This window comes from Paraburkholderia sp. 2C (assembly GCF_054589215.1).
Window position 1 is genome coordinate 60,415 of sequence record NZ_BAAILL010000046.1, and the last position, 24,772, is coordinate 85,186.

General features: G+C 64.9%; 20 protein-coding genes. 12 read left to right on the plus strand and 8 right to left on the minus strand.

The window, feature by feature from the left end; translation table 11 throughout:
* The first annotated feature begins 21 nt into the window (after nt 1-21).
* From bktB to ACYPXD_RS23965, 3 genes are all read left to right on the plus strand, one after another.
* Nucleotides 22-1,206 carry a beta-ketothiolase BktB gene (gene bktB / locus ACYPXD_RS23955; RefSeq protein WP_459716886.1) on the plus strand — a complete coding sequence of 395 codons (1,185 nt, stop codon included), beginning with the start codon at nt 22-24 and terminating at the stop codon, nt 1,204-1,206.
* 154 nt (nt 1,207-1,360) lie between these two features.
* Complete coding sequence (locus ACYPXD_RS23960; RefSeq protein WP_459716890.1) at nt 1,361-1,996, plus strand: hypothetical protein; 636 nt, start codon at nt 1,361-1,363, stop codon at nt 1,994-1,996.
* 78 nt (nt 1,997-2,074) lie between these two features.
* Entirely contained in the window at nt 2,075-3,298 is a 1,224-nt protein-coding gene (locus ACYPXD_RS23965; protein ID WP_459716893.1) for a cystathionine beta-lyase, read from the plus strand.
* Between the two features lie 6 nt (nt 3,299-3,304).
* Here the strand turns inward: ACYPXD_RS23965 and serB are convergent, their stop codons facing one another.
* Nucleotides 3,305-4,150, minus strand: coding sequence for a phosphoserine phosphatase SerB (gene serB, locus ACYPXD_RS23970; RefSeq protein WP_459716895.1), 846 nt, complete (start codon nt 4,148-4,150; stop codon nt 3,305-3,307).
* Between the two features lie 354 nt (nt 4,151-4,504).
* On the opposite strand from serB, the gene ku reads away from it, so the two are divergent.
* The 3 genes from ku (at nt 4,505) to ACYPXD_RS23985 (ending at nt 8,807) form a co-directional block, all read left to right on the plus strand.
* Entirely contained in the window at nt 4,505-5,512 is a 1,008-nt protein-coding gene (ku, locus tag ACYPXD_RS23975; protein ID WP_459716898.1) for a non-homologous end joining protein Ku, read from the plus strand.
* Between the two features lie 10 nt (nt 5,513-5,522).
* Nucleotides 5,523-8,432: a DNA ligase D gene (gene ligD, locus ACYPXD_RS23980; RefSeq protein ID WP_459716900.1), complete on the plus strand. Its 2,910-nt coding sequence runs from the start codon at nt 5,523-5,525 to the stop codon at nt 8,430-8,432.
* Nucleotides 8,433-8,504: 72 nt separating this feature from the next.
* Nucleotides 8,505-8,807 (plus strand): hypothetical protein, encoded by a 303-nt coding sequence (locus tag ACYPXD_RS23985; protein WP_459716903.1) that lies wholly within the window; start codon nt 8,505-8,507, stop codon nt 8,805-8,807.
* 26 nt (nt 8,808-8,833) lie between these two features.
* On the opposite strand, the gene ACYPXD_RS23990 is transcribed toward ACYPXD_RS23985, so the two are convergent.
* Nucleotides 8,834-9,814 (minus strand): LysR family transcriptional regulator, encoded by a 981-nt coding sequence (locus tag ACYPXD_RS23990; RefSeq protein ID WP_459716906.1) that lies wholly within the window; start codon nt 9,812-9,814, stop codon nt 8,834-8,836.
* A gap of 132 nt (nt 9,815-9,946) precedes the next feature.
* On the opposite strand from ACYPXD_RS23990, the gene ACYPXD_RS23995 reads away from it, so the two are divergent.
* Complete coding sequence (locus ACYPXD_RS23995; RefSeq protein WP_459716909.1) at nt 9,947-10,963, plus strand: zinc-binding alcohol dehydrogenase family protein; 1,017 nt, start codon at nt 9,947-9,949, stop codon at nt 10,961-10,963.
* Nucleotides 10,964-11,121: 158 nt separating this feature from the next.
* Nucleotides 11,122-11,703: a DUF6013 family protein gene (locus ACYPXD_RS24000; protein ID WP_459717064.1), complete on the plus strand. Its 582-nt coding sequence runs from the start codon at nt 11,122-11,124 to the stop codon at nt 11,701-11,703.
* Nucleotides 11,704-11,714: 11 nt separating this feature from the next.
* On the opposite strand, the gene ACYPXD_RS24005 is transcribed toward ACYPXD_RS24000, so the two are convergent.
* Together ACYPXD_RS24005 and ACYPXD_RS24010 are read right to left on the minus strand one after the other, a co-directional pair.
* Nucleotides 11,715-12,512 (minus strand): ABC transporter permease, encoded by a 798-nt coding sequence (locus ACYPXD_RS24005; protein WP_459716911.1) that lies wholly within the window; start codon nt 12,510-12,512, stop codon nt 11,715-11,717.
* A complete protein-coding gene (locus ACYPXD_RS24010) occupies nt 12,509-13,291 on the minus strand; it encodes an ABC transporter ATP-binding protein (RefSeq protein ID WP_459716915.1) in 783 nt (260 codons plus the stop codon). Before ACYPXD_RS24010 ends, ACYPXD_RS24005 begins: the two co-directional genes overlap by 4 nt.
* Nucleotides 13,292-13,482: 191 nt before the next feature.
* Here ACYPXD_RS24010 and ACYPXD_RS24015 point away from each other — a divergent pair, with 191 nt between their 5' ends.
* Nucleotides 13,483-16,026 (plus strand): AsmA family protein, encoded by a 2,544-nt coding sequence (locus ACYPXD_RS24015; protein ID WP_459716918.1) that lies wholly within the window; start codon nt 13,483-13,485, stop codon nt 16,024-16,026.
* 204 nt (nt 16,027-16,230) lie between these two features.
* Here the strand turns inward: ACYPXD_RS24015 and ACYPXD_RS24020 are convergent, their stop codons facing one another.
* On the minus strand, nt 16,231-16,722 hold the full coding sequence (locus ACYPXD_RS24020; RefSeq protein WP_075157283.1) for a hypothetical protein: 492 nt from the start codon (nt 16,720-16,722) through the stop codon (nt 16,231-16,233).
* 606 nt (nt 16,723-17,328) lie between these two features.
* Between ACYPXD_RS24020 and ACYPXD_RS24025 the strand changes: the two genes are divergently transcribed.
* The 3 genes from ACYPXD_RS24025 (at nt 17,329) to ACYPXD_RS24035 (ending at nt 21,696) form a co-directional block, all read left to right on the plus strand.
* On the plus strand, nt 17,329-18,942 hold the full coding sequence (locus ACYPXD_RS24025) for a sensor histidine kinase (RefSeq protein ID WP_459716922.1): 1,614 nt from the start codon (nt 17,329-17,331) through the stop codon (nt 18,940-18,942).
* 179 nt (nt 18,943-19,121) lie between these two features.
* The gene (locus ACYPXD_RS24030; RefSeq protein WP_459716926.1) at nt 19,122-19,613 is read left to right on the plus strand and encodes a response regulator; all 492 of its coding nucleotides are present in this window, start codon (nt 19,122-19,124) and stop codon (nt 19,611-19,613) included.
* Nucleotides 19,614-19,704: 91 nt separating this feature from the next.
* The gene (locus ACYPXD_RS24035) at nt 19,705-21,696 is read left to right on the plus strand and encodes a hybrid sensor histidine kinase/response regulator (RefSeq protein WP_459716930.1); all 1,992 of its coding nucleotides are present in this window, start codon (nt 19,705-19,707) and stop codon (nt 21,694-21,696) included.
* Nucleotides 21,697-21,729: 33 nt separating this feature from the next.
* Here ACYPXD_RS24035 and mscL read toward each other — a convergent pair whose 3' ends face one another.
* The 3 genes from mscL to argE form a co-directional block, all read right to left on the minus strand.
* Nucleotides 21,730-22,170 carry a large conductance mechanosensitive channel protein MscL gene (gene mscL / locus ACYPXD_RS24040; protein ID WP_459716933.1) on the minus strand — a complete coding sequence of 147 codons (441 nt, stop codon included), beginning with the start codon at nt 22,168-22,170 and terminating at the stop codon, nt 21,730-21,732.
* 131 nt (nt 22,171-22,301) lie between these two features.
* Nucleotides 22,302-23,324: a threonine/serine dehydratase gene (locus tag ACYPXD_RS24045; protein ID WP_459716935.1), complete on the minus strand. Its 1,023-nt coding sequence runs from the start codon at nt 23,322-23,324 to the stop codon at nt 22,302-22,304.
* A 55-nt stretch (nt 23,325-23,379) separates the two neighbouring features.
* Nucleotides 23,380-24,690, minus strand: coding sequence for an acetylornithine deacetylase (argE, locus tag ACYPXD_RS24050; protein WP_459716938.1), 1,311 nt, complete (start codon nt 24,688-24,690; stop codon nt 23,380-23,382).
* Between the last annotated feature and the right edge of the window lie 82 nt (nt 24,691-24,772).

A 24,772-nucleotide genomic window follows, 5' to 3' on the forward strand; every position in this document is an offset into this window, starting at 1 on the left:
GGACATCAGGAGGAGCGAGCAATGCAACGTGAAGTCATCGTGGCAAGCGGCGTGCGTACGGCGATCGGCGACTTCGGCGGCAGCCTCAAGGAGGTCGCGCCCACCGGGCTCGCCGCGCGCGTCGTGCGCGAAGCATTGTCGCGCGCGAGCGTGGCCGGCGACGAAGTCGGGCACGTCGTGTTCGGCAACGTGATCCATACCGAACCGAAGGACATGTATCTTGCGCGCGTCGCGGCAATCGATGGCGGTGTGACGCAGCATGCCCCTGCGCTCACGGTGAATCGCCTGTGCGGCTCCGGGCTGCAGGCGGTCGTGTCCGCCGCGCAAAGCGTGTTGCTCGGCGACGCGGACATCGCGCTCGCCGGCGGCGCCGAAAGCATGAGCCGGGCGCCGTACATCATGCCGGCCGCGCGTTTCGGCCAGCGCATGGGCGACGCGCGCGTCGTCGATATGATGCTCGGCGCGCTCAACGATCCGTTCCAGACGGTCCACATGGGCATCACCGCCGAAAACGTCGCGCAAAAGTACGGCATTACGCGCGATGCGCAGGATGCGCTCGCACTGGAATCGCATCGCCGCGCGGCGCATGCCATCGCGGCCGGCTATTTCAACGATCAGATCCTGCCGCTCGCGATCGCATCGAAGAAAGGCGAGATCGTGTTCGATACCGACGAGCACGTGCGCATCGACGCGAAAGCGGCAGACTTCGCGAAACTGAAGCCCGTATTCGCGAAGGAGAACGGCACGGTGACGGCCGGCAACGCATCGGGCCTCAACGATGCGGCTGCCGCACTCGTGCTGATGGAACGCGGCGTCGCCGAAAAGCGTGGTATCGAGCCGCTCGGACGTCTCGTCGCGTATGCGCATGCGGGTGTCGATCCCGCATATATGGGCATCGGCCCGGTGCCGGCGACGCGCAAGGTGCTCGAGCGCGCAGGCCTCACGGTGGCGGACCTCGATGTGATCGAAGCGAACGAAGCGTTCGCGGCGCAGGCGTGCGCGGTCAGCAACGAACTCGGGCTCGATCCCGCGAAGGTCAATCCGAACGGCTCGGGCATTTCGCTCGGCCATCCGATCGGCGCGACCGGCGCATTGCTGACGGTCAAGGCGCTGTATGAACTGCAGCGCACCGGCGGCCGCTATGCGCTGGTGACGATGTGCATCGGGGGCGGGCAAGGCATCGCCGCGATCTTCGAGCGCATCTGAACCGCGGCTACTGAAGCAGGCGCGCCGCGTGGTCCCACGACGCCGCCGCCGCGCCGCACAGCGCCGCATCGGCGCGTCGCGGAACACGGATTGGCGCGAACCTGCCGCGACCGCGGCACAAGCAGGCATGACGAACGAACCACAGGAACCACGAATGCAGCACACGAAGCCGAACGAGACTCGCGCAACGACGCGCGGCGCGCTCCGGACGATCGCCGTTGCGCTAGTCGTTGCGAGCGCAACGCTCGTGCCCGCGGCGCATGCGCAAAGCAATGCGGTGAAGGAACTGGCCGCGCCGCCGCCGATCCAGTTGCCGCTGAAGCCGAGCGCCGAATACGCGAAGTTTCCACGTTATGCGGGCATGCTCGGCGCGCGGCAGATCGTGTTGCGGCTCGGGCCGAAGACCGACGATCCATCCGGCGTGCACGGCGAATATCAGTTCACCGATAACGGCGAAGTGATCCTGATCGCCGGTGATCGCACGGACGATACGCTCGAGGTCGAAGAGTCGAACGACGGCACGCATATCACCGGCAACTGGGTCGGCAAGTTCGCCGCCGACGGCACGTTGACCGGCGAGCGCATGAACGTCGACGATTCGAACCCGCAGGAATTCGATTTGCGCCCGCTGGCAGCCGGCGCAGCGGTACCGCCGCCGACTGCACGCGCGGCAGCCGCGGCGCCCGCATCCGCCGCGCCCACTGCGACGACTCCGTCGGAACAGCAAAGCGGTGCGCAACCCGGTGGCCAGGCCGTCAATGGCGTGAGTAACCTGCGTACTGGCGAATAACTTCAACGAGACCGAAAAAGGCCGACCCGTTAAACGCGATCGGCAAAGCCGATCGGTCAACACCAGCGGAACACGAATATGAGCCAATCCCCTCCGAAACACGGTTTGCAAACGCGCATCGTCCATCCGGAAGATGACCTGACGCCGGGTTTCGAATCGTTATCGGTGCCGGTCGCGCGTGCGTCGACCGTGATTTTTCCGGATCTGGCGACCATGCGCGCGCTCGACTGGCGCAACGATGCGCAGTGGCGCTACGGCCTGCACGCAACGCCGACGTCGATCGTGCTCGCGCAGCGCCTTGCAGCGCTTGAAGGCGGCAATCACACGCTGTTGCAGCCGTCGGGGCTGTCATCGATCTCGAACGTGTACTTCGCGTTCGTGAAGTCCGGCGACGACGTGCTCGTTCCCGATAACGCGTACTCGCCGAATCGCGATCACGGCGACTGGCTCGCGCGCGACTTCGGCGTGACCGTGCGCTACTACGACCCGATGATCGGCGCGCGCATCGCCGACCTGATCCAGCCGAACACGCGGCTGATCTGGCTCGAGGCGCCGGGTTCGGTCACGATGGAAGTTCCCGACATTCCTGCGATTACCGCGGTGGCGCGCGCGCACAACATCGTGACGGCGATCGACAACACGTGGTCCGCGGGCATCACGTTCCGTCCGTTCGACCATGGCGTCGATATCTCGGTGCAGGCGTTGACGAAGTATCAGTCGGGCGGCGCGGACGTGCTGATGGGCGCGACCATCACGGCGGACAAGGCCATGCATCACAAGCTGAAACTGGCGCGGATGCGCATGGGTCTCGGCGTTTCGTCCGATGACTGCTCGCTGATCCTGCGCAGCCTGCCGACGATGCAGGTGCGCTTCCTGCAGCATGACCGCACCGCGCTCGCGCTCGCACAGTGGCTGAAGACGCGGCCCGAGATCGCCGCGGTGCTGCATCCCGCGCTGCCCGATTGCCCGGGTCACGAGTTCTATCGACGCGATTTCACCGGCGCCGGCGGCCTGTTTTCGGTCGTGTTCGACGAACGCTACAGCGCCGCGCAGATCGATACGTTTTGCGAGTCGCTCGAACTGTTTGCGATCGGCTGGAGCTGGGGCGGTGTCGCGAGCCTCGTGATGCCGTACGACATCGCGTCGATGCGCAGCGCGTCCGCATGGCCGTATCGCGGCACGCTGGTGCGTTTCTTCATGGGCCTCGAGGAAGAAGCGGACTTGCGCGCGGATATCGAGCACTGCCTCAATAGACTCAGCACACCCGGCGAACCCGGCGCACGTTCCACACGCGCGGGCTGACAGCGCTCAGCTCGAAAAAAGCCGCAGCAGCCCGTCGAGGCCGACGTAATTGAACGCGACGCTCGCTGCCTCGCGCACCACGGGCTTCGCACGAAATGCGACGGACAGGCCGGCGTCGGCCATCATCCTGAGGTCGTTCGAACCGTCGCCGAGCGCAATTGCGCGGCCCGGTTCGATACCGAGCGTCGCGCATGCTTCGCGCAGCGTGCGCGCCTTCACATCCGCGTTGACGATCTCGCCTCGCACGCGCCCCGTCAGCTTGCCGTCGATAATTTCGAGGGTATTCGCCCGCGTGAAATCGAGGTTCAAACGCGCCTGCAGCTTTTCGGTAAAGAACGTGAAGCCGCCCGACACGAGCAGTGTCTTGAGCCCCGCGGCCTTCGCGCCCGCCAGCATCCGTTCGGCGCCCGGCGACAACTGCAGCCGCTCTTCGTAGACGCGCTCGAGCGCACTCGCGTCGAGCCCTTTGAGCAACGCGACACGCCGTGTGAGGCTTTCGTTGAAGTCCTTGATTTCGCCGCGCATCGAGGCTTCGGTAATGGCCGCCACTTCGGCCTTGAGCCCGCAAAAATCGGCGATCTCGTCGATGCATTCGATCGTGATCAGCGTCGAATCCATGTCCATCGCGACGAGGCCGAAACTCGAGAGACGCAGGCCCGGTTCCACGAACGCGTAATCGAGTTGGTGCGTGCCGCAGTACACGTCGAGATCCGCGCGCTGCGCCGGGTTCACGTTGTCGACGCGAAGCGCGTACTCGTCGATGACGACGGCCGGCGAGCCGTGCGCGAGCGCGGCAAGCGGTTTGCGATGATCGGCGGAAAGCGGCACAGGGCTTTGGATGACGAGGTTCATGTCGACGCGGAAAAGGGCTGGAAGCCGGGCTGGAAGCGGGCGCAAAAAGGCGCAGAAAATCTGCTTGTGGCGCAGAAAATCTGCATATTGTAACGGGTGGCGCCCACTCTCCCGGCGCGGCTTCGGTGGCGTGTAAAGCGACGCGTACCGCAAGCGCCGCCGAGGCCTCGCTGCGGGCACCTGATGCGCATCCGCTGCGAGACTGCGCCCGCATCTTTTGCCGCCCGGCAAGCAAGTCTTACAGGCCGCGCGCGGCGCGATGCTCACACGCATGCGCGCGCCTGCGCCGCGACGCACGGAACGCCGCGTGGCATGCTTGCTGCTTCACCGAAGTCTGAACCTCGGGAGCGCACGATGGCACATATGATCTGGAAGGGCGCAATCAGCTTCGGTCTCGTGCATGTGCCGGTGCAACTGTATCCGGCGACGCAATCGGAGAAGGTCGGCTTCAATCTGCTCGACAAGCGCTCGATCGACCCGATCGGCTACAAGCAGATCAACAAGCGCACGGGCAAGGAAGTGGCGCACGAGAACATCGTGCGCGGCTTCGAATATGAGAAGGGCAAGTACGTCGTCATGTCCGATGCGGAGATTCGTTCGGCGAACCCCGAATCGACGCAGACGGTCGACATTCTCGCGTTCGTCGAAGCGCCAGAGATCTCGTTCCTGTACCTAGATACGCCTTACTACCTGACGCCCGATCGCAAGGGCGAAAAGGTCTATGCGCTGCTGCGCGAAGCGCTCAAGGATAGCGGTAAGGTCGGCATTGCGAACGTCGTGATGCACAACAAGCAGCATCTTGCCGCGTTGATTCCGATCGGGCCGGTGCTGGCCCTGAACACGCTGCGCTGGGCGGGCGAGGTTCGATCGTACGACGAACTGAAGCTTCCGGACGATAACCGGAAGAAGGCTGGCGTCACGCCGCGCGAGCTCGAGATGGCGAAGAAGCTCATCGACGATATGAGCGACACGTGGGACCCGTCCGCGTATCACGACACGTTCCACGACGACATCATGGCGCTCGTCGACCGCAAGATACGCGCAGGCAAGACCGAGGAAATCGGCGAGGTCGAGGAGCCGGCCGAAACGCGGCCGAGCGCCGATATTCTCGATCTGTCGGAACTGCTCAAGCGCAGCCTCGGGAAGGGCAAAACCGCGGGGAAACCCGCGCGCAAGACCGCGGCGAAGGCGGCGGGCAAAACAGAGACGAAGTCGGCGCGGGCGCGTGCGAATCGCGACGACGACGCCGAACCGGATGACGACGCGCAAGCCCGGCCCGCATCGCGCCGCACCGCGAAGAGCAAGGCGCCTGCGCGGCGAACCGCGAGCGGTTCGAGTGCGCGCAAGCGCCGCGCCGCGTAAGCGATGAATCATGGCCGACAAACTCGAGACCTATCAGCGCAAACGGCGCTTCGATGAAACACCCGAACCGTCCGGTGCGAGCGCGCGGCGCAGAGCCGGCAGCCGCGGCGCGCGCGCGGCGCGCAAATCGGCACATGCGCTCGCCTTCGTCATTCAGGAGCACGATGCGCGGCGTCTTCACTACGACTTCCGGCTCGAACTCGACGGCACGCTGAAATCGTGGGCGGTGCCGAAAGGGCCGAGCCTCGATCCGTCGGTAAAGCGTCTCGCCGTGCACGTCGAAGATCATCCGCTCGACTATGGATCGTTCGAGGGCACGATTCCGGAAGGCCATTACGGCGCGGGCGACGTTATCGTCTGGGACCGCGGCACGTGGGAGCCCGTCGGCGGCGAAGACGCGGCGCGCGCCGCATACGAAGCCGGCAAGCTCAAGTTCCAGCTGCACGGCGCCAAGCTGCATGGCAGCTGGACGCTTGTGCGCAGCCATATGCGCGGCAGTGGCGACAAGGAGCAGTGGCTGCTGATCAAGGAACGCGACGGCGAAGCCCACAGCGAAAGCGAATTCGACGTGCTCGATGCGTATCCGGGCAGCGTGCTGTCCGATGCGCCGGGCGCGCGCGGACACAGCGACGGCGCCGCCAGTGATGGCAAGCCCTCGCGCCGCGCAGCTGCCGCGACCACCGGCGCCACCGCGCTCGCGCAGCCGAAAACGACGCGCCGCTCGAGTGCCGCAACGCGCGGCGGACACCCCGACATCGTGGCGACACGCAGCAGCGAGTCGCTGCGCGAGCTTGCCGGAACGCCCGCAATCGAAGGCGCGAAAAAGGCCTCGCTGCCGGCCGCCATGAAACCGGAGCTCGCCACGCTCGTCGACACGCCGCCAGCCGGCGACGCGTGGATCTACGAGATCAAGCTCGACGGCTACCGCGTGCTCGCGCGCATCGATCATCGCCACGCGAAGGACCCGGTGCGCATCTTCACGCGCGCGGGCAACGACTGGACAGAGAAGTTCAGCAAGCAGGCGCGGGCGCTCGCGAAGATCGGCGTGGACAGCGCGTGGCTCGACGGCGAAGCCGTGGTGCTCGACGCGCGCGGCGTTCCGAGCTTTCAGGCGCTGCAAAACGCGTTCGATACGCATCGCGAACGCGACATCACGGTGTACCTGTTCGACGTGCCCTATCTGAACGGCTACGACCTGCGCGACGTGCCGCTCGAACAGCGGCGCGCCTTGCTGCGCGCGCTGATCGAACCGCTCGACGACGACGTGTTGCGCTATTCGGCCGACTTCGGCACCGACGCCAAAGCACTGCAGAAAAGCGCCTGCGAGATGTCGCTCGAAGGGATCATCGGCAAACGCCGCGACAGCCGTTATACGTCGGGCCGTTCGTCGGCGTGGATCAAGCTCAAATGCCGGCGGCGCCAGGAATTCGTGATCGGCGGCTATACGGAGCCAGGCGGCAGCCGCGCGGACTTCGGCGCGCTCCTGCTCGGCGTCTACGACGAGGACGGCAAGCTGCGCTACGCGGGCCGCGTCGGCACGGGCTTCGATGCGAAGCGGCTGCGCGCCGTGAAAAAAGAGCTCGACGCGCGCGAAACGTCGAAGATGCCGTTCGCGAGCGTGCCCAGCGAACGCAGCCGCACGCCGGTGCACTGGGTCAAGCCCGAGCTGGTTGCCGAGTGCAATTTCGCCGAATTGACCGATGAAGGCATCGTTCGCCAGGCGTCGTTTATCAGCCTGCGCAGCGATAAACCCGCGCGGCAGATCGTGATCGAAGCGCCGCGCAAAGGAGCTGACGTGCAACAGACCAGTGACGAAGAAAGGGCCGCCACGCGAGCCGCATCGCGCACGAAGGCGCGGGCGGCGAAATCGCAGGCTGCGCTGGAAGACGACGTCAACGGCACGGCGGCCGCGCAACGGGCAGGCAAGGCGTCGTCCTCACGCAAGACCGCGAAGAGTGAGGACGGCGACGAGCCGGCGCCGGCTGCCGCACCGCGCGGCACATCGAAAACGAAGGGCGCTGCCACGCAGACCGTGGCGGGCGTGCGCATTTCGCATCCCGACCGCGTGATCGACAGGCACACCGACACGCGCAAGATCGATCTCGTGCACTACTACGAATCGGTGGCCGACTGGATGCTGCCGCATCTGCGCGATCGCCCCGTGTCGCTCGTGCGCGCGCCCGAGGACATCGGCGGCGAGCTGTTTTTCCAGAAGCATGCGGAAAAGCTGTCGATCCCGAACATCACGCAGCACCCGGGGCTCGACCCCGGACACCCGTCGCTGATCACGATCGAAAGCGCGACGGCGCTGGTCGGCGCGGCCCAGATGGGCACGATCGAACTGCATACATGGAATGCGCTGGCGTCGAACATCGAGAAGCCCGATCGCGTCGTATTCGATCTCGACCCGGACCCGGCGCTCGGCTGGGAGCGCATGATCGAAGCCGCGCAACTGACACATACGCTGCTCGACGAACTCGGCCTGGTGTCGTTCTGCAAAACCAGCGGCGGCAAGGGCCTGCATGTCGTGGTGCCGCTCACGAAGCACGAGGGGTGGGACGAGGTGAAGGCGTTTTCGCAGGCCGTCGCGCAGCATATGGCGACGACGCTGCCGAGGAATTTCGCGGCGAAGATGGGCGCGCAGAACCGCAAGGGCAAGATTTTCGTGGACTACCTGCGCAACAACCGCGGCTCGAGCACGGTCGCCGCATACTCGGCGCGCGCGCGGCCGGGTCTCGGCGTGTCAGTGCCGCTCACATGGGACGAAGTGCCCGAGACGACGGCCGGCAACCAGTGGAATATCGCGAATCTGCACGAGCGCTTGCAGTCGTTGCGCGAGGACCCGTGGGCCGCTTATGCGAAGACGCGGCAGCGCATCACGGCGGCGATGAGAAAACGCCTCGAGAGCGAGCGCGGGTAGCGGTTATCCCATCCGATTACCGCTGTCCGCTCTCTATCGAGTGAAACCCGAAACCAGACGGAGAACCTGACCATGAAGACTTCAACTGAACGCGCAACCGGCGACCAGAAGCCGCCGGTCGAGCGCGACAAGCAGCATGCAGGACAGCAGCACGCGTCGCACGAAGCGTCGGCGCCCTTGCCGCACGAGACGGATCAGAGCCCCGAATCGCAGCATGAGGATGACGCGCGCGGCATCGGCAAGCAGGCGCATCGCGACGTCGAGCAGGGTCTTGAAGACACCGACCGGCGCGGCGGCGACGACTATCAGGAGCGCACGCAGAACGACGGGCATGCGAACCGCAATTCGCAAGGCAAGGGCACGCGCAAGCACTGACTCGCCATCGCGTCGCGGCTGCCGGATTACGGCTTGTTCCGATACGGCTCGTCCCAATACGGCTTGCCCCAATACGGCTTGTCCCAATACGGCGGGTCGCCGAAGCGTTCGGCCAGAAAATCGATAAACGCGAGCGTCTTTGGCGGCACGAATGCGCGGCTCGGATAGACGGCCCAGATCGCGACGGTCTCCGCAAGCGGATAGCTGTCGAGCACCGTGACGAGCGCGCCGCTTTTCAGATACGGCGCGACGTCCCACGTCGACTTCAGCGCGATGCCGAAGCCGTCGAGCAGCGCGTCGCGAATCACTTCCCCATTGTCGGTGGCGAGCCTACCTTCGACGCGCACATTGACGGGACCCGCGGGTGTCACGAACGACCAGTCGCGCTGGTCCGCCAGCACGATGCATTCGTGCGCGGCCAGGTCCGACGGATGATGCGGCGTACCGTGCTCGGCGAGATAAGCGGGCGCGCAACACAGCACGCGCCGGTTCGTCGCGAGCCGCCGCGCGACGAGCGACGAATCTTTCAGCGCGCCGATGCGGATCGCGAGATCGACGCCGCCGTCGACGAGATCGACGATGTGATCGGTCAGCCGCAAGTCGACGCTGACTCCCGGATAGCGCCGTAGAAATGTGGCGATCGCCGGCGACACATGCTGCCGGCCGAACGACGACGGCATCGATACGCGCAGACGTCCCTGCGGCTCGGCCTGCGCGCGTCCGACCGATGCGCGGGCCGCCGCGGCCGCTTCGAGCAGCGGCTGCGCGCGGCTCATAAACACTTCGCCATCCTGCGTGAGGCTGATGCGGCGCGTGGTCCGATGCAGCAGGCGCGCGCCGAGTTCGTGTTCGAGATTCGCGATCCGCGCGCTCGCCACCGCCGGCGAGAGCCCGAATTCGCGGCCGGCCGCCGATACGTTTGCCAGCAACGCGGCGCGCACGAACAATGCGACGTCGAGCAGATCGAGCCTGTCGCGCGGAGCGGGCGCGGGGACGACCAGGGTCATTTTTCGGAAATTCCTGAAAATGTTTCAGTGATTATCGCTGTTTTCGGCAAGGCGGCGGGCGACTACGATGTATTCACGCAGTCGCCAACCCCATCAACCGCAAAACCCGACGATCACTGAAAAGGAACCCTCATGAAAGCCGTAGGCCTTTATCGCTATTTGCCGATCAGCGACCCCGAAGCGCTGATCGATGTCGACCTCGACAAGCCGGCGCCGGCCGGCCGCGACCTGCTTGTGAAGGTCGAGGCGATCTCGGTGAACCCCGTCGACTACAAGGTGCGCGCGCCTAAAGATACGATCGAAAAAACGCCGCGCGTGCTCGGCTGGGATGCGGCGGGCACGGTCGCCGCGGTTGGCCCGGACGTCACGCTGTTCAAGGTCGGCGATCCGGTGTTCTATGCGGGCAGCATCACGCGCCCCGGCGCGAACAGCGAGTTTCATCTCGTCGACGAACGGATCGTCGGACGCAAGCCCGCGTCGCTCGATTTCACGCACGCGGCCGCCTTGCCGCTTACGGCGATCACCGCGTGGGAAGCGCTGTTCGCGCGCCTGCATGTGTCGCCGCAAGGCGCCGACGAAGGCCGCACCGTGCTGATCATCGGCGGCGCGGGCGGGGTCGGCTCGATCGGCATCCAGCTCGCCAAACAGCTGGCGAAGCTCACGGTGATCGCGACCGCGTCGCGGCCGGCGTCGGCGAAGTGGGCGAAAGAACTGGGCGCCGATCATATCGTCGACCATTTCGGCGATATGCCCGCGCAGTTGAAAGCGCTCGGTATTCCTCAAGTCGACTATGTGCTGATGTTCAACGATACCGACCGGCATTTCCCGGCCGCCGCCGAGGTCGTCAAGCCGCAAGGCGGAATCTGCACGATTGTCGAGAACGAACGGCCCGTGCCCGTCGAGCTGCTGAAGGCGAAGAGCGCGGCGTTTCATTGGGAGTTCATGTTCACGCGCGCGATGTTCGGCACACCCGACATGATCGAGCAGCACAAGCTCCTGACCGAGGTCGCGCGGCTGGTCGACGCGGGTACGCTGCGCACGACGGTCGGCGAGGATCTCGGCCGCATCAATGCGGAGAATCTGCGCCGCGCGCATCAGATGCTCGAAGAAGGACGCGCGATCGGCAAGCTCGTGCTGACAGGCTTCTGAGCCACGGCGCGAGCTGATCCGCGCGCGGCAAGCGGGGTAATACCCGATCCGGACGATGCACGCACGCACGGCGCACCGCGTTAGACTGACTGGCAGGGCGTTTGCATGAGGTACGACCGCCCGCCAGCACAACAACGAGGTGACCTATGAGCAAAAGCATGCGTATCAGCTTGAGCTTCTCCGCCGTTTCTGTTGCTGCCGCATTTGCCGGTCCGCTTGCCGCGCTGGCCGTCTTCTTGCCTGCTGTGTTACCCGCGGTCGGCTTCGCCGCGACGCCGATCACGGTCACGTCGAAAGCGGCGACCGATGGGCCGATCCGCTACACGGTAAAGGTCACGTCGAAGCAGTTCGGCAATTCGCAGGAAACGCGCACAATCCGCTCCGGCGAGTCCGACGACTTCACGTGGAAGACCGTGCCGCCCGGCGGCCCGGTGCCGGCGACGAGCGAGTGCCCGAACTACGCTTCGTTACCTGTCGATTCGAATGGCGCGATGATCCGCCAGACGCAGATCCGCTTCGCGCCGGTCGTCGCGAAAGACGGCACGGCGACGGTGCAGCTGAGCTTCCAGGCACAGACGCCGCACGGGACGAAGGACGTGACGAGTGGGGGCAAGACGCTCAAATGTCCGAACTACACAGCGGTGAGTCAGGTCCTGCGCTTCACGATGCCGACCAACGGCAGCACCAAGACCTTGACGCTGAGCGATGGCTCGCAGGTCGCGGTGAGCGCGAAGCGTTGAGCGGAGTGGCTTTATCGGGTCCGCTCGATCAGCCGCGCCGCGAGAAACCGGTGCTCGGCCGAAAACAGCTTGCGGTACGTGAGCAGCACCGCGCCGACCGTGGCGAGCGCCGACGCGGCCGCGATCAGGAACATGATGACGATCTGATAGCGAACCGCCTGCAGCGGCGACTGGCCGGCGAGCACCTGGCCCGTCATCATGCCGGGCAGGCTGACCACGCCGACTACCGTCATCTGATTGAGCGTCGGAATCATGCCGGCGCGCACGGCGTCGCGCGCCGGTCCCTGCGCGGCTTCCCAACGCGTCGCGCCGAGCGCGAGCGCCATGTCGACGCGGTCGCGCCGCGCGGTCAGTTCCTCGGTCATCCGCTCGATACCGAGCGATACGCCCGTCAGCGCATTGCCGAGGATCATGCCGAGAATGGGGATCGCGTATTGCGGTTCGTACCACGGATGGATGCGGATCACGACAAACAGGCCGACGGCCGCGACGAGCCACGAGCCGGCCCAGATCGACAGAATGCTGTCGGCGCGCTGGCCCGCGTAGGTCCGTTTGCCGCGCCCGGCGCCCGCGAAGCCGGCAATCAGCGTCATCACGATCATCAGCGGCAGCACGAAATACCAGTGCGCGTGGCTGAACACCCAGCCGAGCACATAGCCGACCGCGAGCAACTGGACGATGGTGCGTGCGGCCGCCCATGCGAGCTTGCGTTCGAGATCGAGCTTGAGCAGCAGCGACAGCGCGCCGTTGACGACGATCAGCAGCGCGGCGATGCCGACTTGCCACAGGCTCAGGTCTTGCAATGTCATCGCGTCGATTCCTTGCTGGTCTTGAGGTCGGCTGGTGCGCGGCCTTGTGCGCCGCCGCCCGCGCTCTGTGCGCTGTCATGATGCGTTTCGGGCAAGCCCGCCGCGGGTTCGCTCAGCACGCCCGCGCGCATCGTCAGCTGCCGCTTGCCGACGCGCGCGGCCTGCGTCGCATCGTGCGAAACCCAGACCCACGCGCGCGGTGTGGCGGCATCGTCGAACCACGCGTTGATCAGCGCTTCGCACGCAACCGTCGACTCGGGGTCGAGCGAGGCGCTCGGCTCGTCGAGCAGCAGCACGTCGGGTACGAGTTGCAACACGCGGATCAGCGCGACGATCTGCGCTTCGCCGCCCGACAGTTCGCTCGCCTGACGCTCGAGAAAGCCCGTGCCGCGGCCAGCGCGTGTCGCGAGCGCTTCGGCGTAGCCGCGGTCGAAGCGCGCATCGCGATAGACGGACAGCGAGAACGGATAGCGCAGATTGTCTTCGACGCTGCCGTCGAGCAGCGCGGGGCGTTGGCGGATATAAGCGACCGCGCGGCGATAGCGCGGAATCGCCGCGCGCGACACGCTCTTGCCACGCCAGCGCACCTGGCCGGCGTCAAGCGGATCGAGCAGCGCGAGCGCGCGCAGCAGCACGCTTTTGCCCGAGCCGGACGGCCCGGTGATCGCGACGCGATCGCCGCTGTCGAGCGCGAAGTCGGTTGGCTGCAACAGGGTCGTGCCGTGCATTGCGTCGCGGCGCACGATGCCGTCGGCCTGCACGAGAGGAGTAGCCGTCATCATGTTCGTATGTGGGAAGATTGCGCCGCTCTATCGCATCGCATGGCATCGCATCGTATGGCCTTGCATTGCATCGCACAACGCGGCGGCGGCGCGCCTGTCATGTTAAGCCGCGCGGCGCGTACGAGCAAACCGGGCACGCCATCTGCTGACCAGTCGGGCGCAGGGAATAAGACCGGAGCCTAGGCCTAATGAATGTCTCGCAGAAGACCCACCCGTCGCTCACGCGACGCATCGGCAAGATCGTCGCATGGTGTATCGCTGTGCTTGCGATCCTGATCGCGATACTGGTCGTCTTCATTCTGACGTTCGACTGGAATCGCGCGCGCCCGTGGGTCAATGAAAAGGTTAGCGAAGCAATTGGCCGGCCGTTTGCGATCGAAGGCGATCTGAAGGTCGGATGGCGGCATCCGGTCGGCGAGACGGGCTGGCGCGCCTGGGTGCCGTGGCCGCGTTTTTCCGCGGCCAACATTACGATTGCGAATCCCGACTGGACGAAGCAGCCGCACTTCGCGACGCTCGACGAGATCGACTTCCAGGTGAAGGTGCTGCCGCTGATCGCGCATGACATCGTGATTCCGGCGATCCACCTCGTGAACCCGTCGATCGATGTGGAGCGGCTCGTCGACGGGCGCAATAACTGGACGTTCAAGTTCAAGCAGTCGGCAAGCCCATCGGAATGGAAGCTCGATCTGCACGACATCGAGTTCGACAAAGGGCATATCGCGGTCAGCGACCAGCAGAAGAAGGTCGATATGCAGGTGGTCGTCGATACCTTGGGCAAGCCGATTCCGATCGGCGAGGCGCTGCAGCAGCAACAGGACAAGTCGCGCGCCGAGTCGGCGCAGCAGGTCGGGCGAGCCGGCGCGAACCAGTTCGCCAGGCAGGCGAAAACGGCCGAGGCGGCGGCTGCCTCCACTGCGTCGGGCACCTCGGCCGCCATCGAGCCCGCGCATGGGGCCTCGGGCGCGGCGGCGTCGGGTGCGTCGACCGTCGTCGCCGCGCCGGGCGCGGGCAGTGCGGCGAGCGCAACCCGTGCGTCCGACGCGTCGGGTAACGCAGCCGTGGTGGCGAGCGGGGCACGCGGTCAACACGCTGCTAGCGGCGCAAGCGCGCCCCCCGTGGCAGGACCGCGACGCCAGGTGATCGCGCCGTACGCGATCGGCTGGACCGTCAAGGGCACGTATAACCGGCAGCCGGTATCGGGCAATGGCAAGGTCGGCGGCGTGCTCGCGCTGCAGGACCCCGATCGCCCGTTCCCGATCCAGGCCGATGTGCGCGCGGGCGACCTGCATGTCGCGCTCGTCGGCACGATTACCGATCCGATGCATCTGGCCGCGGTCGATTTGCGCCTGTGGCTGCGCGGCACGAGCCTCGACCGGCTGTACGGGTTCACGGGCATCACGTTGCCCGAGACGCCGCCGTACGCGACCGAAGGCCATCTGACCGGCCACTTCAAGGACAGTGGAAACGTATTCACGTATGAAAATTTTACAGGCCGGGTCGGCGGCAGCGATCTGAACGGCACATTGACGTATGTCGGCCGCGAGCCGCGTCCGTTGCTGCAGGGCGAACTGGTGTCGAACGAACTGCGCTTCGCGGACCTCGCGCCGATCATCGGCGCGGATAGCAACGCGAGCAAGGCCAAACGCGGCGAGGCGGTCCGGCAGCCGTCGGACAAGGTGCTGCCCGTCGAACCGTTCAGGACGGACCGCTGGAAGGCGATCGATGCGGACGTCAAGTTCACGGGCCGGCGCATCATCAAGGATCCGAGCCTGCCGATCACGGACCTTTACACGCATGTCGTGATGAAGGACGGCGTGCTCACGCTCGAGCCGCTGAAGTTCGGCGTCGCGGGCGGATCGCTTGCGTCGAATATCAAGCTGGACGGCAGCGGCACCCCGCTCAAGGGACGTTTCTCGACCTCGGCGCGCCATGTCAAGCTCAAGCAGTTGTTCCCGAAAGCCGGAACGATGCAAAGCGCGCTGGGCGAGATCAACGGCGACGCGGCCTTGTCGGCAACGGGCAATTCGCCGGCGGCGCTCGCGGCGACGTCGAACGGCGAAGTGAAACTGCTCGTCACGGACGGCACGGTAAGCCGCCTCCTGATGGAAGCAGCCGGGCTCAATGTGGCGAATGTGATATACGAAAAACTCTTCGGCAAAAACGATGTGAGGATCAACTGCGCGGCGGCGGACTTCGTCGTGACCGACGGCGTGCTCGACTCGCGTGTCTTCGCACTCGATACGACCGATGCGGTGATCAACATCGACGGCAACATCAATCTGCGCGACGAGACGCTCGATCTCGGCGTGCATCCGCATACGAAGGGCTTCCGCGTCTTTTCGCTGCGCTCGCCGCTCTACGCGAAGGGGACCTTCAAGAACCCGCATGTCGGCGTGAACGCGGCGGCGCTCGCGTTGCGCGGCGGCGCGGCGGTCGGACTCGGTCTCATCAATCCGTTCGCCGCGCTGATCCCGCTGATCGCGCCGAGCAACAACAAGCCTTTGCCTTGCCAGGAACTGCTTGCGAAGGTCGGCACGAAGCCTGTCGCACCGCCGCCGGGGCAGAAGCAGCAGCCGAAGGCGCCGTTGCTGACGCCGGACAATACGCCCGCATCGGACACGCCATCGACGCGTGGGAAGCCGCCTGCTCACGCCCCGGCGAACGCGCCTGCAAGGCAGGCTCCGAAAACGTCGACGCCCGATCAGGCCGCCGAGTACAAGGGAAGCTGACCTGTGTCGCGTATCGGTCACGCGCAAAGATCAAATCTCGATGAGCATTGCTGTCGTGCAGGTCATCGACGATACGGGCCGCGAAGTACTTTGCCTAACGAGACTGCACGCAGTGGCGATGAAGTGCATTTCCGCAAAAACGAAGAAGGCCGCGCATGGGCGCGGCCTTCTTTCTGCATGTGAACGAACGATGACCGGTGAAGCCTAGCGCAGCGACCGCGGCGTTGCGTCGCCGGCGTCCTGACGCCGCATGCGTCGCGCCCCCGCGGCTGCCCGCGTTGCGCCGAACTCCGGCAGAATGCGCGCACGCGCGCGGCTTGCGAACACGAGGAAGCCGAAGCCATCGGCCTCGTACCAGTAGCCGCCGTTCTCGAGCCCGTCGAGCGGTTGCTCCAGTGCGTTCGCAATCGATTCGATGCAGCGGCGGCGCAACTCGGCCGTGGCCGGATACGGCGGCTGGGCACCCCGTACGCAGCATAGCAACACGTCGAGCCCCGGCAGCACATGGGCATAGAGCACCGGCTCGTCCTGCGCTCGGGCGCGCGCGATTTTCGTATCGAGCTGGCCGAATGCCTTGAAATGACGTAGTACCGCGAGGAACGACTCGTCGCCGTCCACCTTCGCGCGTCTACGCTTTTTCGGGAAGGACATAAAAATTCGCCTGAAAAAGAATTGCAAGAAACGCAGCGTCCTCATGCGACCACTCCCGGCTTCGCGCGCCGCACGTCGATCTTTTATAGCATACGAAAATGCCGGATTCACGGTGATTCGACATTGTTCCGTCTCACACCGGCCCGTGCGGAACATGCTGAATCGTGTCGCCGTGCGCTTTCGCTTTTTGTGCATCTGTCTCCATCATAGACGCATGGGCCACGCGATTGATTCCGTCACCGATAAAAAAGGCATTTTTGTGTGCGCCAGCACTTCTCCACTATAAATCGCCGCGCGGCATGCCACATTGCTTCGCATGCGCCATGCCGCAGCGCCGGGCCGCGTTGAAATCTCGACCATTCACGTCGATAATGGCTTGATTCCAGCCGCGCAGCGCTCGTCGCGCCGGTGCTGCCCGGTTTTGAGGCTACCTGAGGTCGTTGTGGTTGCCTACCCGTGCATGTCCTGATGCCTCGTCTTCGCGCTGTGTTCGCTGCCCGGTTCGCTGCTCATTGTGCCGCTCGTCGTCTTGCCGCTTGTCGTGTCGCTTGTTCGGTCGGTCTGTGTCGTCGATCGATCGCACCGGGTATCGTTGCGGCTGGAACGTCTGTTTGCGGCTGGATCTGCGGCCGGATTGTTTGCCAGGCGAATATGAAACTATTCACAAAGGGTTTGCTGCTGATCGCATTGCCGAGCGTCGTCGAGCTCGCGCTGCTCGGGGTGGTGTTCGATACGCAGGAGCAGACCGCGCTCGCGGTGCAGTCGGCCGCGAATAGCAAGCAGATTCTCTATCAGGCCTCCGCGCTCGAAGACCCGCTCTTGCGCCAGGCTGCACGCGTGCGGACCGGGCTGATCGTCGGCGACCCGGCGTTTATCGAGCGTCATGCGGCGTGGGTCGATCTGTCGGACCGGCTCATGCATCTCGATCAGCTCGTGGGCGATACGCCGCAGCAGGCCGCGCGCGTGCGTACGATGCGCGACGCGATCGACCGTTACCACGCGCAGGCGGTCGATGCCGCGGACACGCTGCGCGAAGGCGGCAGCACCAAGGCCTACGTTTCGCTCGAAGCGAACGCGATGCCCGCGCAGCTCGGCATCGTGCGCAACGAGCTCGATGCCTTTATCGCCGAAGCGTCGCGTCTCGATGCCACGCGCAGCGCGTCGGTCATGCAAACGCGTGCGCGCCAGCAATATGCGCTGATCGCCGCGGTGGTCGGCTCGATGGTGATCTGGGGGATCACGGCGCTCGTGTTCGCGCGCAACATCGGCCGCCGTCTCGAAGTGCTGACCGATAACGCCGAGCGTCTCGGCAACGGTCAGCCGTTGAGCGCGCCGCTTGCCGGCAACGACGAAATCGCGGCGCTCGATCGCGCGCTGCACCAGACGAGTGCCCGTCTGCGCGTCGCCGAGCACGAGCAGGTCACGTTGCAAAAGCGGCTCGAAGCGCGCGCGGCCGAGCTCGCCGGCGTCAACGAGGCGCTGCGCCAGGAGACGCAGGACAACGAGATGTTCATCTACAGCGTGTCGCACGATCTGCGTTCGCCGCTCGTGAACCTGCAGGGCTTTTCGAAGGAATTGCAGGTGTCCTGCGACGATGTGCGCGCAACGATCGATGCGGCGAAGCTGCCCGATGTCGAAGAGCGGCGCCTCGCGCGCGTGCTCGATGGCGATATGCGCGAGTCGCTGCAGTTTCTGCGCTCGTCGGTCACACGCGCGGCGGCGATCATCGACGCGCTGTTGCGTATCTCGCGTGCCGGCCGGCTCGAGTATCAATGGCAGCGCGTCAGCGTCGGCCGCGTGGTCGCACGCGCGGTCGATGCGCTGGAGGCGCAGATTAACGAACGGTTCGCGATAGTCACCGTGCGCGACTTGCCGACCGCGTGGGGCGATCCGGCCGCGATCGAGCAGGTGTTCAGCAACCTGATCAGCAATGCGCTGAACTTCCTCGATCCGGGCCGGCCGGGCCGCATCGAGGTGGGCGCGCTCCCCGCCGAACCGGAGGACGAAGCCGACCCGCAAGCGCCGACGACGCGAACCTTCTATGTGCGAGACAATGGCCTCGGCATTCCGGCCGCCTATATGCCGAAGATGTTTCGCGCGTTCCAGCGGCTGCATGGCGATATATCGAAGGGCGACGGCATCGGCCTCGCGCTCGTGCGGCGCACGGTGGAGCGGCACGGCGGACGGGTCTGGGTCGAATCGGCGGAAGGGGCGGGGTCGACGTTTTTCGTCGTGCTGCCGGATCAGCCGGTACGCACGCAGTAAGCTCAAAGGCGCGGTAGTCGGGGTGAAGTCGCTAACGAAATCGGCAACACGGTTGACAAACGGGACTGTAAACGGGACCGCAAACGGGACTGTTGAGCGCGCTGGATCAGCGTGCTCGATCAGCACGATTGTCAAAAACAGCGGCGGGGGCAGCGATGCATGCGGTAGACGGAGAAAACATGACAGGTTCGGCAGCAGTGGGCAAGACGGTGGGCATCGTGCTCGTCGAAGATGACGACGGGCACGCGACGCTCGTCGAGCGCAACTTGCGCCGGGCCGGCATATCGAATGGTTTCGTAAGATTTGCCGATGGTCAGCAGGCGCTCGACTATTTCTTCGGCGACCGGCCGCTCGGCGAGAAGGCGGGCAAGTATCCGCCGCGCGACGATCTGACGAACTACGTCGTGCTGCTCGACCTCAAGATGCCGCGCGTCGACGGCTTCGAGGTGCTGCGGCGGCTCAAGGAGTCGCCCGCGACGGCGGCGATGCCGGTCATCGTGCTAACGACCACCGACGATCCGCGCGAAATCGAACGGTGCTACGAACTCGGCTGCAACGTGTACATCACGAAGCCCGTCGAGTACGACGCGTTTATCGAGGCGGTGCGCCGGCTCGGGTTCTTTCTGCAAGTGGTTAAACTGCCGCCCGGCCACCGGATGATCGTCGCGTGATGGGGCGCACGCCATAGCGCATGACGATGCGCGAGGGGGAGGTGACGGTGCGGTTATTGGTCATCGACAGCAGAGACAACGAAGAAACAGCATGACACAAGAAGGATCCACGCTACCTGCGGCTCATGTGCTCGTCGTCGACGACGACGAGGGCATCCTGCGGCTTGCGCGCAAATCGCTCGAGCGCGCGGGCTGCAAGGTCGCATTGTGCGCGGGCGTCGCTGCGGCGCGCGCGCGCATTGCCGAGAGCGAGCCGGACCTGCTCGTGCTCGACTATCAGCTGACCGGCGCGGAGACGGGGCTCGACTTCTTCCGGCGGCTGCGCAGCGAAGGCGTGCGCGTGCCCGCCATTCTCGTGACCGGCTTTACCGACGAATCGCGCGTGATCGAGGCATTGCGCTCCGGTGTGTCCGACGTCGTGCCGAAGGCCGGCGACTATCTCGACTATCTGCCCGAAGCGGTCGAGCGCGTGCTGTCGCAAGTGCGACTGCAGCGTGCATCGGCCGAGGCGCTGATGCTGCGCGACCGCGAGCAGCATTACCGCACGCTTTCCGAAGCGCTGCCGCACCTTGTGCTGACATGCAACGCGAGCGGCGCGTGCGACTTCGTATCGAAGCAGTGGGTCGATTACACGGGGCTCGAAAGCGCGGCCTCGCTCGGCCTTGCATGGCTCGACGCCGTGCATGCCGACGATCGCGAGGAAGTGCGCCGCACGTGGTTGAAGACCGTGCGCAGCGGCACGTCCGAGTACCGGCACGAGCTGCGCATCCGCCGCCACGACGGCGTCTATCGCTGGTTCGATACGCGCATCGTCGCGATGCGCGATGCCGACGGCACGGTCAGCAAATGGTTCGGCAGTTGCACGGACATCCATTCGCAGCGCGAGGCGATCGAGGAGCGCGAACGGCTGCTCGAGTCGGAGCAGACCGCGCGTCAGGCGGCCGAAGAAGCGAACCGCGCGAAGGACCGCTTTCTCGCGATGCTGTCGCACGAGTTGCGCACGCCGCTGACGCCGGTGCTGGCCGGTGCGCGCATGGTCGAGATGATTCCGGGGCTGCCCGAAGCGGCGCGCTCGGGCATCGCGATGATTCGCCGCAACGTCGAACTCGAAGCGCGGCTGATCGACGACCTGCTCGATCTGACGCGCGTGGCGAACGGCAAGCTGCGTTTGTCGCACGAAACGGTCGACGTGCACGAGGTCATAGACAGCGTGCTCGAGCTCTTTCGCAGCGAGATCCAGGTCAAGCAGCAGGACGTGCATGTCGACAAGGCGGCCCACCATCACTATGTGCTCGGCGACCGCGCGCGGCTGCAGCAGATGCTATGGAACCTGATCCGCAATGCGGCGAAGTTTACGCCGGACGGCGGGCACATTTATGTGCGCACGCGCGACGAGCGCATGCATGTGCAGATTTCAGTCGAAGACACGGGCGTCGGTATCGAGCCCGAGCAGATCGGCAAGCTCTTCAATGCGTTCGAGCAGGGCAGCCAGAATATGTCGCGGCAATTCGGCGGACTGGGGCTCGGGCTTGCGATTACCAAGGCGCTGACCGATGCGCATGGCGGCACGGTCACCGCCTATAGCCCCGGCGCGCATTGCGGCGCGACCTTCACGATCACCTTGCCGACGGCCGAAGCGCCGACGGAAACGCCGGTCGTTGCGGACGCATCGACCCGTCATCCGGCCGGCGCGCTGTCGATACTGATGATCGAAGACCATGAAGATACGGCCGAAGTCATGGCGCAGCTGATCCGTACGCTCGGACACGAAGTGACGGTGGTGGGCCGTGTGGCCGATGCGCTTGCGGCGACACTCGACGCATCGTTCGATCTGATCGTGAGCGATGTCGGCTTGCCCGATGGCACGGGCATCGACTTTATCCGCACGTTTCGCGAGCGCTCCGACGTGCCGGCCGTCGCGCTGACCGGCTTCGGCACCGACGAGGATATCCGGCGCAGTCTCGATGCGGGCTTCAACGCGCATCTGACGAAGCCCGTCAACTTCATGCAGCTCGAAAAGGCGATTGAAAACGCGGCAAATACCAAGGCGCAAAAGGCCTCGGGCGGCGCGACCGCCGCTTGACGTGCGCCGCTATGGCGTGTGCGTTGACGCCGGTTAGCGCGGCGAATTCTTCAGCGAATCGCGGATCTCGCGCAACAGCAGCGTATCTTCGGGCGGCGCGGCCGGCGGGGCGGCTTCAGCCGGCTTGCGCAGGTTGTTGATGAACTTGACCATCAAAAAGATGATGAACGCGAGAATCGCGAAGTTGATCACGGCCGTAATGAATGCGCCGTAGCCGAACACCGCGACCCCCGCGGTCTGCAAGTCTTTATACGAACCGGGGTTGCCCTTGTAGTTCTCGGGAATATGCCCGAGCAGAATGAACAGATTCGAGAAATCGAGGCCGCCGGTTGCCGTGCCGACGATAGGCATGATCAGGTCTTTCACCACTGAATTGACGATGGTGGAAAACGCGCCGCCGATAATCACACCGACTGCCAGATCCATCACGTTGCCCTTAAGGGCGAATTCCTTGAATTCCTTGATCATGCTCATAAGGCATTTCTCCTGGTGGTCAATGCACGCATGATAGCGAACGATCCGGCCAGCGGGTAGAACGTTTTTTTTGCGGCCCGCCTGGTGCAAGCCTTGCTGCGCGGGCCTCGCCGGTGCCCGGCTGCATCTTGCTAAACCTGTGGCGAACGCGCGCGCTCGATATGCGTCGCGAACGTGAGCGGATCGGTATTGGTGCCGCATAGCAGCACGCCGACGCGCTTGCCCTGCAGCGTTTCGCGCAATGGGCCAAGCAGGGCTGCGGTCGCCGCCGCGCAAGCCGGCTCGACCGCGAGTTTCAGTTGCGAGAACAACGTGAGCATCGCCGCGCGCAATTGATCGTCGGTGACGGTCACGAGCCGGTCGATATGCCGGCGGCACAACTCGTAGCTGTATTGCTCGGTATGCGGTGACATCAGCGAATCGGCAATCGAATGCATATGGCCCATCTTCACCGTATGGTTCGCGGCGAAGCTGCGGCTCATCACGTCGGCGCCTTCGGGCTCGACGCCAAACACATGCACGCGCGGATTCGCCAGGCGCAGTGCAGTCGATACGCCGGCCGCGAGGCCGCCGCCGCCGACCGGCACGATCACCGCATCGAGATCGGGCGTTTGCGTCGCCCACTCGTAGCCGAGCGTCGCGCTGCCGAGCACGGTGCGATAGCCGTTGAACGGGTGCACGAAATAGCGGCCTTCTTCCGCTTCGATCCGGCGCACGATTTCGAAGGCTTCGACCGGGTTTTCCGCGATCACGACTTCCGCGCGGAATTGCCGGCATAGTGCGATGCGTGCGGGATTCGCCGAGCGGAACACGACCACCTTCGCGCTAATGCCAAGCCGCATCGCCGCATAGGCGACCGCGATCGCGTGATTGCCGCCCGACACGCATGTCACGCCGGCGCTGCGCTGCGGTTCGTCGAGCGCGAGCAGATTGGTAAACGCGCCGCGTGCCTTGAAGCTGCCGCCGGCCTGCAGCAGCTCGAACTTGAAGTTGACGAGCGTGCCTTCGAGCGTCGGGAAGTCCATCCGGTCGAACACCGGTGTTCGCACGACCCACGGCGTCAACGCAAAATGCTGCGAGGCGATCGCGTCGAGCGTCGGGATCGGCTCGCCGTCGATCGTGTGGTCGGTGTGCTGCTGGATGGCGGTGGACATGGCGTGATCGTACGTGGGTTGCGTTCGTGGGGGATGATTGCGCCGGCTTTGAAACTCAGTTTGGGTGTGCGTCGACCGACATGCTGTGAATGAACTTGGCGAGGAAGCGCTCGCACTGCACGAGCTGTTCGAGGGCGACGAATTCGTTCGCCTTGTGCGCCTGCTGGATATCGCCGGGCCCGCAGACGATGCTCGGAATGCCGGCGCGCGAAAAAAGTCCGGCCTCGGTGCCGTAGGCGACCTTGCGCTTGTCGTGATTCGCGGTGAGCGCGCGCACGAGTTGTGTGATGGCCGTTTGCTCCGCCGCATCGAGCCCCGGCGCGGCAGCGACCTTCGTGAATTCGATCGCGGCCGCATCGTGCTCGCGCTTCATTTTCGGCAGCAGCGTTTCGCGCGCGTACTGCTCGATGCGCGCAAAGATCGGCTCAGGGTCAAGCGTGGGCAGATTGCGGAATTCGAATGCGAAGCGGCATTCGGCCGGCACGGTGTTGACTGCATTGCCGCCTTCGATCGTGCTCGTTTGCGCAGTGGTGAACGGCACGTCGTAGAGTTCGTCGAATGGCCCTTGCTCGCGAAACTGATCGGCCATGTCGCGGATATAGCAGATGAGCCGCGCCGCATATTCGATCGCGTTGACGCCTTCAGGCGTGAGCGACGAATGCGCGGCCTGACCGCGCACGCAGCATCGATAAACGTTGATGCCCTTATGCGCGATGATCGGCCGCATGCTCGTCGGTTCGCCGACGATGCAGCCGTCCGGTTTGATGCCGCGTTTGATCAGATCTTCGATCATCAACGGGGCGCCGATGCAGCCGACTTCTTCGCCGAACGACAGCGCGAGATGAATCGGCCGCGCGAGTTTCGTGCTTTGCATCTCGGGCACGAGCGTGAGCGCCGCACCGATAAAACCCTTCATATCGCAGGTGCCGCGGCCGTATAGCTTGCCGTCGCGCACTTCGGGCTTGAATGGATCGCTGTCCCACTTCTGGCCATCGACGGGCACGACATCGGTATGTCCGGACAATACGACGCCGCCCTGTGTTGCGCCGTCGTGCGCGGGAATCGTCGCGAACAGATTGGCCCATGTGCCGCCTTCGCCTTGTCCTTCTCCATGCGTCAGCGTGGCCTCGATGCCCTTGCTGCGCAATGCGTCGCGTACCGTTTCGATCAGGCCGAGATTCGGATTGCGGCTGACCGTATCGAATGCCACGAGGCGCTCGATCCATGGAAGCGAAACGGGAGCAGTGCTCGAATGACTCGTGGAGGAAACGGGGGAAGGGGCGTTGGCGGAAACGTTTGACACGGCAGATGCGGATGGCGAAGACGTTTTTGAGGGCTGAGCTGCTGATTCAGCGACCTGGGACATGACGTGACTCCGCTTGATTGTCTGCCCGATCATACCGAAAAACCCTTAATAAGCCAAAGCGCTGAAGGGTTCATAAAAGGCG